The organism is Nocardioides panzhihuensis (genome assembly GCF_013408335.1).
GTDB lineage: Bacteria > Actinomycetota > Actinomycetes > Propionibacteriales > Nocardioidaceae > Nocardioides > Nocardioides panzhihuensis.
Genome location: NZ_JACBZR010000001.1, coordinates 4,453,723 through 4,469,575 on the forward strand (window position 1 = coordinate 4,453,723; position 15,853 = coordinate 4,469,575).

Sequence of the window (15,853 nt, forward strand, 5' to 3'; positions counted from 1 at the left end):
CGCCGATACGACAGCGCGCCGATACGACAGCGGGGCCGACCAGCACTGAGCTGGCCGGACCGCTGCGTACGAACGAATTTTCGTTCAGTGGGTTCCGGTGATGCGGTCGAGCGCGGCCGGGGTGTAGGGCGAGCTGGTCTCCAGGTAGTTGGCGAAGGCGTCGACGTCGAGACCGCCGTAGTACGGGTCGGTGCCCTTGGTGAAGGCCTCGAAGGCGTCGCCACCGCCCTGCAGGAAGTTGTTGGTCACGACCCGGTAGGAGGCGGCCTTGTCGATCGGCTGCCCGTCAAGCTTGACGGACCCCTCGACCGGACCCGAGGGGCTGATCTCGTAGGAGAAGCCCTCCGAGACCTGCAGGATCTTGTGGGTCGCGGCGTTGGCGCCGGTGACCTGCTGGGTGAGCAGGTCGTAGATGTCCTGGCCGGTCATGGTCAGCGAGACCAGGTAGTTGTTGAACGGCTGGACCGTGAACGCCTCGTCGTAGGTGACGTCGCCGACGGGCTCACCGTAGGGCGAGTTGGCCGCGGTCAGGTCGGCGCGGATGCCACCCGGGTTCATGAACGCGATCACCGGCGTCTGCCCGTTGTGGACCGTCGACTGGTCGGCCAGCTGGGCGTCGGCGATCAGGTCACCGAGCGCGGACTCACCGGCGGGGCTCTGGTCACGCTTGACGTCGGCGGTGATCGAGCCGAGCACCCGGGAGGCGATCGGCTCGACCAGCTCCTTGTAGGTGTTGATCAGCTCGGTCTGGTCCGGAGCCCTGGTGACGTCGCGGGTGACGAGCATGTTCGAGCCCTTGACCGAGGAGCGGACGATGTCGCGCGACTTGAGGTTGTACTTCAGGTTGGTCTCGGTGTAGAGCCGCCCGAAGGACGAGGCCGAGGTGATCATGCGCGACTTGCCCTCGGGGTCGGGCACGTCGCAGACGTAGGGGTTGTGGGTGTGACCGGTGACCACCATGTCGATCTCGGGGTGGAGGTTCTGGGCGATCGGCAGGATCGGCGAACCGGCGACCAGCTCGCCGCCGCCCGAACAGGTGTAGTCGTAGCTGGCGTTGACGTCGTAGACCTTGCCGGTGGCCGGGTCGGTCCACTTCTCCTTCGGCAGGTTGGCGCCCTCGTGGATCAGGGTGACGATCGCCTTGACGCCCTTCTTCTTCAGCACGGGCACTAGCGCGTTGGCGGTCTCGACCTCGTCCTTGAAGGTGAGCCCCTTGACGCCCTCGGCGGTGACGATGTCGGGAGTGGCCTCGAGGGTCATCCCGATGAAGCCGATCTTGGCGCCGTCGACCTCCTTGATCGCGTACGACGGCAGGATCGTCTCTCCGCTCGCGTCCTCGATCACGTTGGAGGCGAGGATGTCGAAGTCGGCACCCTCGTAGTCGTGGGCGGCGCAGGAGTTCTGGTTGTCCTTGCCGTCCCCGTCGTCGATGCAGCCACCGTCGGCGATGCGCTGCAGCTCCTTGTAGCCCTCGTCGAACTCGTGGTTGCCGACCGCGGTCACGTCCAGGCCGAGCTTGTTGAGCGCCTCGATGGACGGCTCGTCGTGGAAGGCGGCCGAGAGCAGCGGCGAGGCACCGATCAGGTCACCCGCGGCGACGGTCAGAGAGCGGTCGTGACCCTTGCGGGCCTTGTCCAGGTGGGAGGCGAGATATTCCACCCCACCCACGTTGACGGTGTCGTCGACAGGCTTGCCGGTGGCCGGGTCGATGTGGTGACCGGTGACCAGCCGACCGCTCGAACCCGACGGCGCCTCGAGATTGCCGTGGAAGTCGTTGAACGAGAGCAGCTGGACGTCGACCAGGTGCTTCCCGGATCTGTCCGCACCGGGCTGCGCAGAGGCAGAGGTCGCGCCCGGAGTGGCGACCGCGGCGGCCGCGAGAGCGACGGCGGCGACGGCCACAGCGGGACGAAGCTTTCGGATGTTACGCGGCATTGCAGGGCTCCCCATCTCAGTGATCGACGAAGGGAACAATGCCCCTTCGGGTTCTCATTGTGAAGAGGTAACAGGATTACCGCTGCCTAATCGTCACCAACCGTTAATCACCCGAAAAATTCGGTAACGTCCACCGCTCCCCCGGCCTCCTCGAACTCGTCTCGGACCGTCTCCCGCAGCTTCGCGTCGGAGAGATAGTCGGCAGCCACCGCGGCGAGGCCGTAGGCGGCGTCGACGAGCACCTCGTCGGCGTACGGCGTGACCGCGGCGGCGGCGAACTCCCGGCTGTGCAGGGACACGTCGGGCTCGGCGATCTTGACCATCGCGTGCAGGCCGGGAACTCGGAAGGAGACGTTGCCGAAGTCGGTGGAGCCGGCGAGGAGATCCGGAACCACACCGGGCGCGAGGACGGTGTGGTTGCGCTCCTGGTAGCGGCGGTTCCAGGCCTCCGCGAGCCCGGTGTTGTTGCGGATCGGCAGGTAGACCGGTGACTCGTCCCAGCTGAACTCGACGCCGCAGCCGGTCATCAGCGCCGCACCCATCGCCATCTCCTCCAGCCGCTGGGAGAGGATCTTGAGCGTCTCGGGGTAGGCGGAGCGGACGTAGAACTGGAGCGAGGCGTTCTCCGGGATCACGTTGGGGCGCAGGCCGCCTTCGGTGATGATCGCGTGCACGCGATCGGTCGGCGGCATCTGCTGCCGGTTGAGCGCGACGCCGGTGTAGAGCAGGTTGGCCGCGTCCAGGGCGTTGCGCCCCATGAACGGCTGGATCGAGGCGTGCGCCGGCACCCCGACGTACGTCACCCGCAGCTGCCTGCGGCCCAGGAAGACCGGCTCGGAGTTGTCGTAGGTGAAGGGGTGGACCATGATCGCGGCGTCGACGCCGTCGAAGGCGCCCTTCTGCGCCATCAGCTCCTTGCCGCCACCGCCCTCCTCGGCCGGGGTGCCGAGCCAGATGACCCGGCCCCCGATGCGGTCGATCACGCTCGCGATGGCCAAGAAGGCGCCCACGCCGACCGTGGCGATCAGGTTGTGGCCACAGCCGTGACCGATGCCGGGGAGCGCGTCGTACTCGGAGAGCACCGCGACCGTCGGACCGTCCAGGGTGTCTCCGGCCGAGGCGTAGAGGGCGGTCGGGAGGCCATAGGCACCGCGGGCCACCTCGATGCCGTGGGCCTCGACGAACTCGGCGAGACCGGCCGCGCTCCGGTGCTCCTCGAACCCGGTCTCCGGGTGGTCGGCAAGATCGTGGGAGACCGCGACCAGCTCAGGGCCGAGGTCCACGAGCTTGTCGCGGATCGCGTCGAGGATCCCCCGCGGCGCACCCGCCGAGGGGGATTCGACCGCCTTGGTGATGAGCGCCTTGGCGTCCGCCTCGTCGCGGAGCTGGTTGACCAGGAACGGGTTCGGTTGCTGCGGCTGGCTCATGCCGCCGCCTCGGTAGAGAAGGGCAAAGAATACCGAAACGGCGGCCTGAGGCCTATGGTCACTCGCTGGCGCTCGCTCATGTGGCCAGAGGCTATCGGTGGAGTGCCACCGACAGCCGCTGAGGGCCTAGCCGTCACCGATCGCTCAGAGCCCATCCGTCCGCGACGATGCGGGCCGCGTCGGCGGGACGCGCCGAGTCGAACACCGTACGCCGTCCCTTGCTGACCACGATGTCGTCGACGTAGATCCCGCGGCCCTGAGAGGACGAGTCGGTCTCGTAGGTCCACCTGACCGCGGTCGTGCCGGCGGGCAGCGCCGCATGTCCGCGTAGCCACCGGCGCCCGCCGTAGCCGTTGACCGCCTCGCTGGTCTCCCAGCTCCAGTCGCCACCCTCGAGCTTCCACGGCAGAGCGCTGAAGGTGGTGCCGTCGGTGGAGTACTGCAGCCGGCCGAAGTCGAAGCGCGGCTCGGTGTCGAAGTAGTAGTCGAAGTCGAGCTTCGCGCCGTCCGTGGCCGCGAGCGGCACGTCGAGCGTCGCCTTCTTCGCGTTGGCCAGACCCGAGAACCACGACGTACGTCCCTTCGCGGGCTTGACCGCCGAGGCCATGCCGAGCGCGTCGGAGACGACCCGCCGGGAGGGGTTGTTGCTGCCCCAGTCACGGCTGGGGTGGACGCGGTTGGTCATGAGCACGACGAGCTGGTGGCCGATCGGGTCCATCACGATGCTGGTGCCGGTGTAACCGGTGTGACCGAAGGAGACCGGCGACCAGATCGGTCCGTGGTACCAGGTCGTGGCGAGCTCCCAGCCGAGACCGCGCGAGCTGGTGAACTGGCCACCGGTGTAGTCGCGCAGCGAGAGCCTGACCGTCTCCTCCTTCAGGATCCTGGTGCCGTTGTAGACGCCGCCGTTGAGGAACATCTGGCCGAACCTGGCCATGTCCGCGGCGGTCGAGAACATGCCCGCGTGGCCGGCGACGCCGCCGAGAGCCCAGGCGTTCTCGTCGTGCACCTCGCCGCGGATCATCGGGCGGCCGGCCCACGGCTGGTACTCGGTGGCGGCGACACGGTGGAGGACGTCGGCGGGCGGGTTGTACATGGTGTCGCGCATGCCCAGGGGTGCGGTGATGTGGTCGCGTACGTAGGCGTCGAGCTTCTTGCCCGAGAGCCGCTCGATGAGCAGCCCGAGGGTGATCAGGTTGATGTCGGAGTAGCGGTAGACCTGCTCGGGAGCGTGGGTGGGCTTCGTGTTCATGATCGCCGCGACCCGCTCGTCGTAGGTGTCGTAGCCCGCCCACAGCGACGGCGACGGGCCGGCGAGCAGGCCGGAGACGTGGGTGAGGAGCTGGCGCACGAGGATCACGCTCTTGCCGTTCGGCGCGAACTCGGGCAGATAGGTGACCACCGGAGCCTCGAGATCGAGGCTGCCCCGCTCAACCAGCTGGAGGATCGCGGTCGCGGTGAAGAGCTTCGACATCGAGGCGACGTCCCACAGCGTGTCCAGCCCGGCGTCGACCTGCTGGTCCGCGGGCAGCTCGACGACGGTCGTGCCGTCGAGGCCGTACCTGAGCGCCTTGCCGACGCTCTCGTGGGCCACGATGACACCGTCCTTGACCGCGATCGCGGTGGCCCCTGCGTACAGGGGGTGGGCGGGGTTCTCCGTGGTCGGCTCGAGGAACCGGGCCAGCTCCGAGCGGATCTTCGCGATCCGCGTCGGGTCCAGGCCGACCTGGCGGGGGTGGCCGGGGCGCAGGACCGTGCGCGGGGTGAAGGTGAGGTCCTCGGGCGTGATCGTGGGCGGCCGACCGGCCAGCGAGGCGAGCGTCTTGGCGCCCACCTTCGTCGGCGTCTCGGGCGTCGAGGCGACCGCGGTGCCGCCGACCATCGCCATCGTGATTCCACCGAGAGCGCCGCCGAGGAGGCTGCGCCGTGAGGACATGACCAAGTCTGACCGTGGGGGCGTCATGTCTCGATGATGCCGCTCCGGAGGCGCCTTCGCGTCGGAAAGAAAAATTTCTTTCAGCGAGACGGAGACGGGACCAGAGAATCTGTCCTCAGATTCCCCGCCTTCAGAGATTCGGCCGATGCTCCGCCCACGGTGCCGACTGCTCCAGCTGAGCAGCGACCTGCAGCAGCAGGCCGTCGTCGCCGAGCTGCCCGGACAGCTGCACGCCCAGCGGCAGCCCGGACGCGGTCCGGTGGGTCGGCACCGAGATCGCCGGTCGTCCGGTGAGGTTGGCGAGCTGGGTGTAGGGCACCCAACCGAGGTTCTCGGCGACCAGCTGGTCGATCAGGCCGGTCGCCCGCATCGCCCGACCGCCGCGCACCTTGTAGAGCAGCCGCGCCGCGGTCTGCAGAGCCTTGGGCGTGACCACCTGCCCCACCTTCAGCGGCGGCTTGGCCAGCGTCGGGGTGAGCAGCAGGTCGTACGTCGCGTGGAAGTCGCTCAGGCGGCGGACGTGGTTGCGGCGGTTGATGTGGGCCAGCTCGACGGCGACCACTCCCCCGGCTCGGCCGAGCTCGGCCACCGCCAGGGTGTCGGCCTCGAAGTCGGCATCCTTGGCGCCGACCCGGAGCTTGGTCTCGGCGACCTCGGCTGCCGCCGAGGCGAACCAGATGGTGAGGAAGTCGCGGCCGAGCTCGGCAGCGTCGTAGGGCGCCTCGACCGCCTCGACCTGGTGGCCGAGCGCCTCGAGCATCTTGGCCGCGTCTTCGACGGCCGCGATCGCCTCCGGGTCGGGCGCGGAGATCGAGGACACCGAGGTGAAGCCGATGCGGAGCTTGCGCGGTGGGGTCGCGATGGCCTCGGAGAACGCCGCGCCGGGACGAGGCGCGTGGATCATCGCCATCGCCTGGTCACCGACGAGCGCGTCGTAGAGCCCGGCCGCGTCGCGTACGGAGCGCGTCACCACCCCCTGGACGACGAAGCCGTTGGAGGCGTCCAGGCTCTGGGGCCCCAGGGGGAGCAGCCCGCGGGTGGTCTTCAGCCCGACCAGGCCGTTGCAGGCGGCAGGGATCCGGATCGATCCGCCGCCGTCGTTGGCGCCGGCGGCCGGAACGATCCCAGCGGCCACCGCGGCCCCCGACCCGCCCGAGGAGCCACCGGGCGTGTGGCCGGTGTTCCACGGGTTGCGCGCGGCACCGAACAGCTCCGGCTCGGTGATCCCCTTCGATCCGAACTCCGGGGTGTTGGTCTTCCCGAAGATCACCAGACCGGCGTCGAGAGCGCTCTGGGTGAAGTAGGAATGCTCTTCGGCGACATCGTCGACGAGTGCCCGGGAGCCGTAGGTCGTCGGGTGGCCCCGATACTCCTGAGCCAGGTCCTTCACCAGGAACGGCACCCCGGCGAACGGCCCGGTCGGGCCGTCGCCGGAAACTTGGGCGTCGGCCTCCGGGATGTCCGCGACGATCGCGTTGATCCGCGGATTCACCGCGTCCGCCCGTTCCCGCGCCGCGGCCAGGACCTCGGCCGCGGTCACCTCCTTGGAGGCGACCAGCTCCGCCAGCCCGGTGGCGTCGTACCTCAGATACTCATCGACCCGCATGGGCGCAGGCTAGGGCATTTCAGTCCATCCGTGGGCTGACTCCTGGCCCGACGTCGAGCCCGCCGAAGTAGAAGACCACCAGCACCAGCAACCAGGCGACCCAGAACGGGATCACGAACGGGAGGGTGCGGGAGATCAGGGTGCCGAGGCCTGCTGCCGGTTCGTACTTCCTGATCATCATCAGCACGACGAACATGTAGGGGTTCATCGGAGTGATCACCTGGGTCGCGCTGTCACCGATGCGGAAGGCGGCCTGGGTGAAGCCGGGCTCGAAGCCGATCAGCGCGAACATCGGCACGAAGACCGCGCCCATGATCGTGTACATCGATGATCCGCTGATGATGAACAGGTTCAGGATCGAGCACAGGATGATGAAGCCGACGATCACCGGAAAGCCGGTCAGACCGGTGCCCTGCAGGCCGTCGGCGCCGACCTTCGCGAGCGCGGGACCGACGTTGGACCAGTTGAACAGCGCGATGAACTGGCCGAGCATGAACGCCAGCACCAGGAACGGCGCCATCTCCCTGATGCCCTCACCCATCACCTTCGGTACGTCGGCGGCGGTCTTCAGGGTGCCCGCGACGAATCCGTAGACGATGCCCGGGGCGAGGAAGAGCACGAAGGTGATGAAGACGATCGAGTCCATCAGGGCGGACTCCGGCAGGAAGTTGCCGTCGTCGTTGCGCCATGGCGAACCCTGCGGGACCACGGCCAAGACCATCGCGAGCGCCAGGACCGTTCCGGTCGCGATCGCCGCCCAGAACGCCTTGCGCTCCTGAGACGTGAGCTGGGCCTCCAGCGGCCGGCGGTGGCTCCTCAGGGCCGCCGCGACCTCCTCGTCGTTGCTCTGGAAGCGGTCGGCCGCGTCGCCTTCGACCTCGTCGGTCGGTACGTTCTGGCGGACCATCCTCGGCTCGAGGACCCGGTCGATGATGAAGCCTGCGACCAGCGCGAGCACGATCGCCGAGGCGACGTTGAAGTAGTAGTTGGACACCGGGGTCACCGCGGCGCCCGGATCGGGGAGCGTCGAAGTCACGGAGTTGGTGATCCCGGAGAAGAGGGCGTCCAGGCTGGTCACCACGAGGCTGGTCGAGTAACCGGCGCCGGCGGCGGCGAACCCGCCGACGAGCCCCGCCATCGGGTGCCTGCCGGCCGCCTTGAACACGGCCGCGGCCAGCGGCGGGATGACGATCATCGACGCGTCCGCCATCACGCTCGCGGTGACGCCGACGACCCCGAGGGCGTAGGGCAGCAGCCACCGCGGCGCGGAGGCCAGGGTGAGGCGGATGGCCGCCGCCAGCAATCCCGTCCGCTCTGCGACCGTCACGGCGAGCAGGATCGTCACCACGGTCAGCAGCGGCGGGAACCCGATGAAGTTCGCACCGATGTTGACCGTGAGCCAGGTCAGCCCCTCGGCCGTGAAGAGCCCGTTGATCACGAGCGGCTCGTCGGCACCGGGAAGCGTCACCTGGGCATCCATGGCGGCCAGGAGCGTCGAGACCACCCCGACGACCAGGAACAGAATCAGGAACAGGATGAACGGGTCCGGGAGCTTGTTGCCGGTCCTCTCGACCCAGGCGAGCACCCGGTCGCCTCGTGTCGATGCGTTCGGTTCAGCGGTCGCGGACATACAGCTCTCCTACCGAGTCGGAGCGTGGGGTCGCCTGCAACAACGAAGGCCCCGCGACGGTAGCAAATCCGCATCCCGGACCAGCGCGATTCAGCTGGTCCGTAGGTCAGTTGAAGATCTGGCGATGATCTCCCTCGACCCGGTCGCGCTTCCACATGTCGATCCCGGTGGCGGTGGCGTACTCGTCGATCCTGGCCAGCTCCTCGGTGGTGAGCTCGGGACCGGAGAGCGCGCCGATGCAGTCGGTGACCTGCTCGGGGCGGGAGGCGCCGATGACGACCGAGGTCATCCGCGGATCACGCAGCGCCCAGGCGAGCGCCATCTGAGCGAGAGTCTGGCCACGGTCTGCGGCGAGGGCGTTGAGCGACTCGATGCCGGCCAGCGTCTCGGGCGTGAGCGCGTCCGGGGACAGGAACCGTGCCTTGGCCGCACGGGAGTCCTCGGGGACGGTGCCGCCGAGATACTTGTTCGTCAGCAGACCCTGCGCCAGCGGCGAGAACGAGATCGCGCCGGCACCGACCTCGTCGAGCGTGCCCAGCAGCCCGTCGGTCTCGAGCCAGCGGTTGAGGATGGAGTAGGAGGGCTGGTGGATCAGCAGCGGTGTGCCGAGATCGCTCAGGATCGCCGCCGCCTCCCGGGTCAGCGCCGAGGAGTAGGAGCTCAGCCCGACGTAGAGCGCCTTCCCGGATCGCACGATCTGGTCGAGCGCACCCATGGTCTCCTCCAGCGGCGTGCTGGGGTCGGGGCGGTGGTGGTAGTAGATGTCGACGTAGTCGAGCCCCATCCGCTTCAGCGACTGGTCGAGGCTGGAGATCAGGTACTTCCGCGAGCCGCCGATCTTGCCGTACGGCCCCGGCCACATGTCCCAGCCGGCCTTCGTCGAGATCACCAGCTCGTCCCGCAGCCCCGCGAAGTCCTCGCGCAGGTGGCGGCCGAAGTTCTCCTCGGCCGAACCGTAGGGAGGGCCATAGTTGTTGGCCAGATCGAAGTGGGTGATGCCGGCGTCGAAGGCCGTACGCAGGATCGCGCGCTGCCGCTCGAACGGCAGGTCGTCACCGAAGTTGTGCCACAGCCCGAGGCTGACCGCCGGCAAGTCCAGGCCGCTGTGGCCGGTCCGCCGATACTCCATCGCGTCGTAGCGGGATGCTGACGGAACGTACGTCATGCGCCGGTTCCCTTTCCGGCGCGCAGCGCCACCTTGATCATCGGCCACTGCAGCGGCAGCCGCGCGAGCGTGCCCGCGAAGTAGGCGCCCGACTTGGCGGTGCGCTTCCGGTTCGCCCGCTTCCCCGCGTCGACGCTCATCTGCACGTTGGCCGGAAGCACCCCCACCAGCAGCGCAGCGCTCGCCAGCCCCGCGATCCTGCGGGTCTTCGGGTGCAGCAGCCCCAGTCCGCAGACGATCTCCGCGATCCCGGAGACCTCGACCACCTTGCGCGCCTCCGGCAGCGCCGGCGGCACGATCGGCTCGAAGACCTGCGGCCTCACCAGATGCAGGGTCCCGGACCCGAGGAACAGAGCGGCCAGCCCGGCCAGCGGCAGATCGAGCCGCGAAGAAGATTCAGTGCTCACGGGACGACTCTGCCACGCTGGCCCAACGTGGCTCGTAACGTCAACGGTCTTCACCAAGCCAAGGATCCATTCACCGAGTTCAGGCACCTCACCGCTCTACAGGCTGCCGAGGGTCGCGGCTGCCGCCGGAGCCGGGGAGTGTGAGGCGCACCACGTACGCCTCACACTCCCCAGGTTCAGTCATGCTTCCTTCATCCGGCACGTCTCACCACAGGCTCTCATCGTGCCGTCCCAGCCGTTGCGCCTCAGGATTCTGGCGATTCTCGTGGCGGTCTGGCAGGGGGTCTCGAAGACCTGGTGGAAGCGGAGCCGGGCGGTGAGCATCCCAGCCGAGGCGAGGTCGTCTAGCGCGCGGTCGGCGTCGCGCGCCTGGTCGCGCCAGGACTCGTGACCCAGCGCGCCGTCGAGCTCGACGACCAACTTGTATGCCTGGTACTCGACATCTCGGAACTGACTTCCGTCTGGGCCAGGCCGCGGAGCCTGACGCGCACCGATCGGCAGGCCGTGAGCACGCTCGACCTTGGCGAGATAGCCGTGCTCGAGCACCGAGTGGGTGCCTGCCTCGAGGTCGTCGATCAGCCCTGCGATGAGGGATCGACGTCGGACCGACGGATAACGGTCGAGCGCGGCGCGGAGCGTGGCGGCCGTGACGTACCGTCTGCTCGCCACCTCGGCAAGCCGGGCGATGGCGTCGATCTCCCGCTTGGCCTCATGGGCCATCGCCAGCGCGTTGTCCTCAACCGCGAGGCGGGGTGGGACGCCTCCGTACGCTCGCTGTTCCATGTTCTTCATCCGGTGGATGACGATCCCGTCCTGGGGCCTGATCCTGCGCGAGTGGTCGATGGCGACATGGATAGGAGCACCGTCGTCGCGTCCTCTCGGCTCCTCGATACTGGTCCAGCAGAGGTAGGCCGGTCCCGCGTAGAGGACGGCTGCCCAGGCACGCTGTGGCCAGGTCATCGGGCCGGCATGGTCGACATAGACCCTGGGATGGACCCGGCGGAGCTCCTTTCGCCGGAGCCTCCGCTCCATGTCGACCTTGGTCACCCCGCCGGCAGCGAGTTGCGCGTGACTGGCCACTCCCGCCTGCATGAGCAGCTGAGCCCGAAGCATCCGGGCGGCGTCCTCCGCCTTCTCCCGGGCCAGACGCTGCTCCTCGCTCTCGCCCATGAGGCACGCTAACCCGGGGAGCGCGAGGCGCACCAGGTACGCCTCACACTCCCCAGATCCATGGGCGACTCAGGTCGCGGCTGTTTCGCGCTCTGCCAGCTTTGTCAGGCAGATGTCTACGATCATGTCCTCCTGGCCGCCCACCAAACCCCTCCGGCCGCACTCCATCAGGATGTCGCGGGTGTCGACGCCGTAGCGGGCGCTGGCGTTCTCGGCGTGGCGGAGGAAGGAGGAGTAGACGCCGGCGTAGCCCATCGTCAGGGTCTCGCGGTCGACTCGGACGGGGCGGTCCTGGAGCGGGCGGACGATGTCGTCGGCGGCGTCCTGGAGCTTGAACAGGTCGCAGTTGTGCTTGAAGTCCGACAGGTTGGCGACCGCGATGAAGGCCTCGATCGGGCAGTTGCCGGCGCCGGCTCCGTGGCCGGCGAGCGAGGCGTCGACGCGGTAGACACCGTTCTCGACCGCGACGACCGAGTTGGCCACCGACAGCGAGAGGTTCTCGTGGGCATGGATGCCGATCTCGGTCTCGTCGTTCAGCACGTCGCGGTAGGCACGGGCGCGGTCGCGGACATCGTTCATGGTGAGCCGGCCGCCGGAGTCGGTGATGTAGACGCAGTGGGCGCCGTAGGACTCCATCAGCTTCGCCTGCTGGGCGACCACCTCGGTCGGTGCCATGTGGTTGAGCATCAGGAACCCGGAGACGTCCATCCCCATGTCGCGAGCCGCGGCGATGTGCTGCGCCGAGACGTCCGCCTCGGTGCAGTGCGTCGCGACCCGCACCGACCTGACCCCGAGCTCGTAGGCACGCTTCAGGTCGTGGATGGTGCCGACGCCGGGCAGCAGCAGGGTCGTAAGGCGCGCATTCTTGATGACCGAGGCCGCCGCCTCGATCCACTCCCAGTCGGAGTTGGAGCCGGGACCGTAGTTGACCGAACCGCCGGTCAGGCCGTCGCCGTGGGCGACCTCGATGGCGTCGACGCCGGCCTCGTCGGCGGCGATGACGATGCGCTTGACGTCCTCGGGGGTGATCCGGTGGCGTACGGCGTGCATGCCGTCGCGCAGCGAGACCTCCTGGACATAGATCGGGATGCTCACTTGTCGGCCTCCTTCGAAGCAGCGCTCTGCGCTTTTGTCGCTACCGCAACGAGCTCAGCCATCTGCAGCGCGGCCGAGGTCATGATGTCGAGGTTCCCCGCGTACGCCGGGAGATAGTGTGCGGCGCCCTCGACCTCGAGGAACACCGACACCTGGTGCGTGGGCCGGGTCGTCTCGCCCTCGGCCAGCAGCGTCTCCACCGGCTGGTCCGCGGGGATCTCCTGCACCTGCACCTTCTGCTTGAGCCGGTAGCCGGGGACGTACGCGGCGACGTCGCCGACCATCTTCTCCACCGACTCGGTGATCTCGGCGCTCAGCTCCGCCAGCGAACGCGACCCACCCTCGACCAGCGCATAGACCGTGTCGCGCATGATCAGCGGCGGCTCGGCCGGGTTGAGGATGATGATCGCCTTGCCACGCTTGGCGCCGCCGACCTGCACGATCGCGCCCGAGGTCGTCTCGGTGAACTCGTCGATGTTGGCCCGGGTGCCGGGACCCGCGGACTTGGACGAGATCGAGGCGACGATCTCGCCGTAGGCCACCGGTACGACCCGCGCGACCGCGGCCACGATCGGGATCGTGGCCTGGCCACCGCAGGTCACCATGTTCACGTTGGGAGCGTCGATGTGCTCGTCGATGTTGACGGCCGGGACGACGTACGGCCCGATCGCCGCCGGGGTGAGGTCGATGAGCCGCTTGCCGTAGGGCGCGAGACGCTCCGCGTTGGCGACGTGCGCCTTGGCCGAGGTCGCGTCGAAGACGATATCGATGTCATCGAACTCGGGCAGCGCGATCAGGCCCTCCACACCGTCGGACGTGGCCGCGAAGCCGAGCTTCCGCGCCCGCGCCAATCCGTCGGAGGCGGGGTCGATCCCGACCATCGCGCCCATCTCGAGGTGCTGCGATGTACGCATCACCTTGATCATCAGGTCGGTGCCGATGTTGCCCGACCCGATGATCGCCACTTTCGTCTTGGCTGTGCTTGCCGCTGAGCTGTCCACTGGCATGAAGTCACTTCCCTACGCTGAAGACCACCGAGCCGAGGCCCGACACGGTGGAACGGACGGTGTTGCCCGGGGCGATCGGCCGCATCGGCCCGAGCGCGCCGGAGAGGATGAGCTGGCCGGCACGCAGCGGCTCCCCGAAGTCGCGGGCGTAGCGAGCCAGCCACTGGACCGCGTTGACCGGATCGCCCAGGCACGCGGCCCCGGTGCCGGTCGAGACCTCCTCGTCGTCGATCGACATCGACATCGAGACGTCCTTGGGCTCGAACTCGTCCAGCCGCCGACGTTCGGTCCCGAGGACATAGGCCCCCGCGGAGGCGTTGTCCGCGACCGTGTCACCGAAGGCGATCTTCCAGTCCGCGATCCGGCTGCCGCAGATCTCGATCGCCGCGACGGCGTAGTCGATGGCCTCCCTGACCTGGTCGTAGCCGAGGTCACAGTCGGCGAGGTCGGCCGCGAGGACGAAGGCGATCTCGGCCTCGGCCCGTGGCTGGAGGATGGTGTCGGCGGGGATCGTGTCACCGGCTGCGTACGCCATGTCGTCGAAGAGCACGCCGAAGTCGGGGGTGTCCACGCCGATCTGCTCCTGCACGGCCTTGGACGTGAGCCCGATCTTGCGGCCCACGATCGTGGCGCCAGCAGCGACCCGGGCGGCGGTGAGCCGCTTCTGGATCGCGTACGCCGTCGCCAGATCGGTCGCCTCCAGCAGGTCCCGCATCGGTGGCACGGGGGTGCCGGTGGCGGCCGCGGTCAGCAGCCGGTCGGCGGCGGCCGCGACGGCAGCGTCGCCGGCGATGTCGGGCGGGGAGGTCACTTCGCTCATGTGCCCACCGTCTCAGCAGTAGGCCCAGGCAGCAGGGCTCACGTCCCGCTGACCGGTACGGTGATCCCATGCCGCACCAACCTGCCGATCTCGACACCGTGCTCGGCAAGGCGGTGACCATCCTGCGGGCCTTCACGGTCGATGACCAGGTGCTCCCCCTGGCCGAGCTCGTTCGCCGCACCGGCCTCCCGAAGGCGACCGTCCACCGCGTCGCCGGCGACCTGGTCACCAACCGCCTCCTGGACCGCACCCCGCTCGGCTATCGGCTCTCGGGCGGCCTCTTCGAGCTGGGCATGCGCGCCTCGGTCGAGCGCTCTCTGCTAGAGCTGGCGATGCCGTTCCTCCAAGACCTCTACGAGCGCACCCACGAGACCGTCCACCTGGGGGTCCGCGAAGGGCACGACGTCGTCTACGTCGCCAAGATCGGTGGCCACCGACAGGCCAAGTCGCCCTCGCGGCCGGGCGGACGGATGCCCGTCCACTGCACCGCGATCGGCAAGGTCCTGCTCGCCTTCTCCGACCCCGAGGTGCAGCAGGAGGTCCTCAGCAGCCCCCTCCAGCGGCGTACGCCCCACACGATCGTCGCGCCCGGCCTGCTGGAGCGCCAGCTCGGCGCCGCGGTCGAGAACGGCGTCGCCTTCGAGCGCGAGGAGTCGGCGCCCGGGCTCCAGTGCATCGCCGCCCCGATCCTCACCGACGGCGACCGGGCTCTGGCCGCGATCAGCATCACCGGCCCCGTGGGGCGGTTCCGCCCCGAGGCCTACGTGACGCAGGTCCGGGCGGCCGCCCAGGGTCTGTCCAGCCTGGCGAGCCGCCGCCGCTCACTCTCCAGCTGAGGAGCTCAGTCGGTGCGGGTCGGCGGCAGGTCGGCCAACCTGGCGTCGGGATGGGCCCGGACGGCGTCGAGAAGCTCAAGCCAACCCCGCCCGACGTCGTCGAGCCTGTCTTCGGCGACGAGCCGGAAGGCGGCGGCCCGCAGCACCTCGACACCTGCCTCTGGCGTACGTCCGGTGGTTCGCAGGACCGTCAGCACGTCCTCCACCGCGTCAGCAGGGGCGGCGGCATCACCGGCCAGCGCCCACGCCACCTCCCCCTCGGTCGCGACGCTGTCCCTCAAAGTTTGATCCAGTAACGCCGGGTGGGGCCATGCCCGTACGCAGACGCGTCGATGACGTCTTGGAGCTCGCCACCCTGGGACTCGATGGTGCGAGCCGAGGCTCCGTTGTCCTCGTCGCAGGTGATCAGGACGCGCTCCAGACCCAACGCCCGAGCCTCGGCGAGCACCATCCCCAGCGCTCGCCGGGCGTGCCCCTGGCGACGAGACGAAGGCCGCACGGAGTAGCCGATGTGCCCGCCCACGTTCTCCAAGAACTCGTTGAGCTCGTGCCGCAGCTGGATGAACCCGACGACCTCACCGTCGTCGGTGATCCAGAAGGTCGAGGCGTGCACCCGTCCGGGCGGCGGCGGCATCGAGACGTCCCGGTCCCGCGCGGTCTTCCCGACCAGCCGCTCGCACGCCTCCCGAGTCGTGTCGGCGGCCTCCTCATCAGGGATGGAGGCGCCGTCGACGTGCCCTCCCTCGAACTCTCGGACGGTGGCCGCCCAGGAGTCGTAGAGGTCGAGCGTGGGAAGAACGAGTGCAGTCATACCGCAAG

14 protein-coding genes are annotated in these 15,853 nt (G+C 68.8%); 1 reads left to right on the plus strand and 13 read right to left on the minus strand.

Annotation, left to right across the window (positions count from 1 at the left end; genetic code table 11):
* Positions 1 to 84 precede the first annotated feature (84 nt).
* From BJ988_RS21170 to BJ988_RS21220, 11 genes are all read right to left on the minus strand, one after another.
* The gene (locus tag BJ988_RS21170; protein ID WP_218861023.1) at positions 85 to 1,935 is read right to left on the minus strand and encodes a bifunctional metallophosphatase/5'-nucleotidase; all 1,851 of its coding nucleotides are present in this window, start codon (positions 1,933 to 1,935) and stop codon (positions 85 to 87) included.
* 107 nt (positions 1,936 to 2,042) lie between these two features.
* Positions 2,043 to 3,362, minus strand: coding sequence for a M20 family metallopeptidase (locus tag BJ988_RS21175; RefSeq protein WP_179659881.1), 1,320 nt, complete (start codon positions 3,360 to 3,362; stop codon positions 2,043 to 2,045).
* A 133-nt stretch (positions 3,363 to 3,495) separates the two neighbouring features.
* On the minus strand, positions 3,496 to 5,298 hold the full coding sequence (locus BJ988_RS21180) for a serine hydrolase domain-containing protein (RefSeq protein WP_179659882.1): 1,803 nt from the start codon (positions 5,296 to 5,298) through the stop codon (positions 3,496 to 3,498).
* A 130-nt stretch (positions 5,299 to 5,428) separates the two neighbouring features.
* Positions 5,429 to 6,904 (minus strand): amidase, encoded by a 1,476-nt coding sequence (locus BJ988_RS21185; protein WP_179659883.1) that lies wholly within the window; start codon positions 6,902 to 6,904, stop codon positions 5,429 to 5,431.
* Between the two features lie 19 nt (positions 6,905 to 6,923).
* Positions 6,924 to 8,534: an AbgT family transporter gene (locus BJ988_RS21190; RefSeq protein WP_179659884.1), complete on the minus strand. Its 1,611-nt coding sequence runs from the start codon at positions 8,532 to 8,534 to the stop codon at positions 6,924 to 6,926.
* 106 nt (positions 8,535 to 8,640) lie between these two features.
* Entirely contained in the window at positions 8,641 to 9,699 is a 1,059-nt protein-coding gene (mgrA, locus tag BJ988_RS21195) for an L-glyceraldehyde 3-phosphate reductase (protein ID WP_179659885.1), read from the minus strand.
* Positions 9,696 to 10,106 (minus strand): DoxX family protein, encoded by a 411-nt coding sequence (locus BJ988_RS21200; RefSeq protein WP_179659886.1) that lies wholly within the window; start codon positions 10,104 to 10,106, stop codon positions 9,696 to 9,698. The genes mgrA and BJ988_RS21200 overlap by 4 nt, the downstream gene beginning before the upstream one ends.
* 180 nt (positions 10,107 to 10,286) lie before the next feature.
* Positions 10,287 to 11,276 (minus strand): hypothetical protein, encoded by a 990-nt coding sequence (locus BJ988_RS21205; RefSeq protein ID WP_179659887.1) that lies wholly within the window; start codon positions 11,274 to 11,276, stop codon positions 10,287 to 10,289.
* 69 nt (positions 11,277 to 11,345) lie between these two features.
* Positions 11,346 to 12,371, minus strand: a complete 1,026-nt coding sequence (gene dmpG / locus BJ988_RS21210) for a 4-hydroxy-2-oxovalerate aldolase (protein ID WP_179659888.1) — start codon at positions 12,369 to 12,371, stop codon at positions 11,346 to 11,348.
* Entirely contained in the window at positions 12,368 to 13,378 is a 1,011-nt protein-coding gene (locus tag BJ988_RS21215; protein ID WP_179659889.1) for an acetaldehyde dehydrogenase (acetylating), read from the minus strand. Before BJ988_RS21215 ends, dmpG begins: the two co-directional genes overlap by 4 nt.
* A gap of 4 nt (positions 13,379 to 13,382) precedes the next feature.
* Positions 13,383 to 14,198: a 2-keto-4-pentenoate hydratase gene (locus BJ988_RS21220; RefSeq protein ID WP_179659890.1), complete on the minus strand. Its 816-nt coding sequence runs from the start codon at positions 14,196 to 14,198 to the stop codon at positions 13,383 to 13,385.
* A 68-nt stretch (positions 14,199 to 14,266) separates the two neighbouring features.
* On the opposite strand from BJ988_RS21220, the gene BJ988_RS21225 reads away from it, so the two are divergent.
* Positions 14,267 to 15,034, plus strand: coding sequence for an IclR family transcriptional regulator (locus BJ988_RS21225; RefSeq protein WP_179659891.1), 768 nt, complete (start codon positions 14,267 to 14,269; stop codon positions 15,032 to 15,034).
* Positions 15,035 to 15,039: 5 nt separating this feature from the next.
* On the opposite strand, the gene BJ988_RS21230 is transcribed toward BJ988_RS21225, so the two are convergent.
* Entirely contained in the window at positions 15,040 to 15,315 is a 276-nt protein-coding gene (locus tag BJ988_RS21230; RefSeq protein ID WP_179659892.1) for a hypothetical protein, read from the minus strand.
* Positions 15,312 to 15,845 (minus strand): GNAT family N-acetyltransferase, encoded by a 534-nt coding sequence (locus BJ988_RS21235; protein ID WP_179659893.1) that lies wholly within the window; start codon positions 15,843 to 15,845, stop codon positions 15,312 to 15,314. Before BJ988_RS21235 ends, BJ988_RS21230 begins: the two co-directional genes overlap by 4 nt.
* Between the last annotated feature and the right edge of the window lie 8 nt (positions 15,846 to 15,853).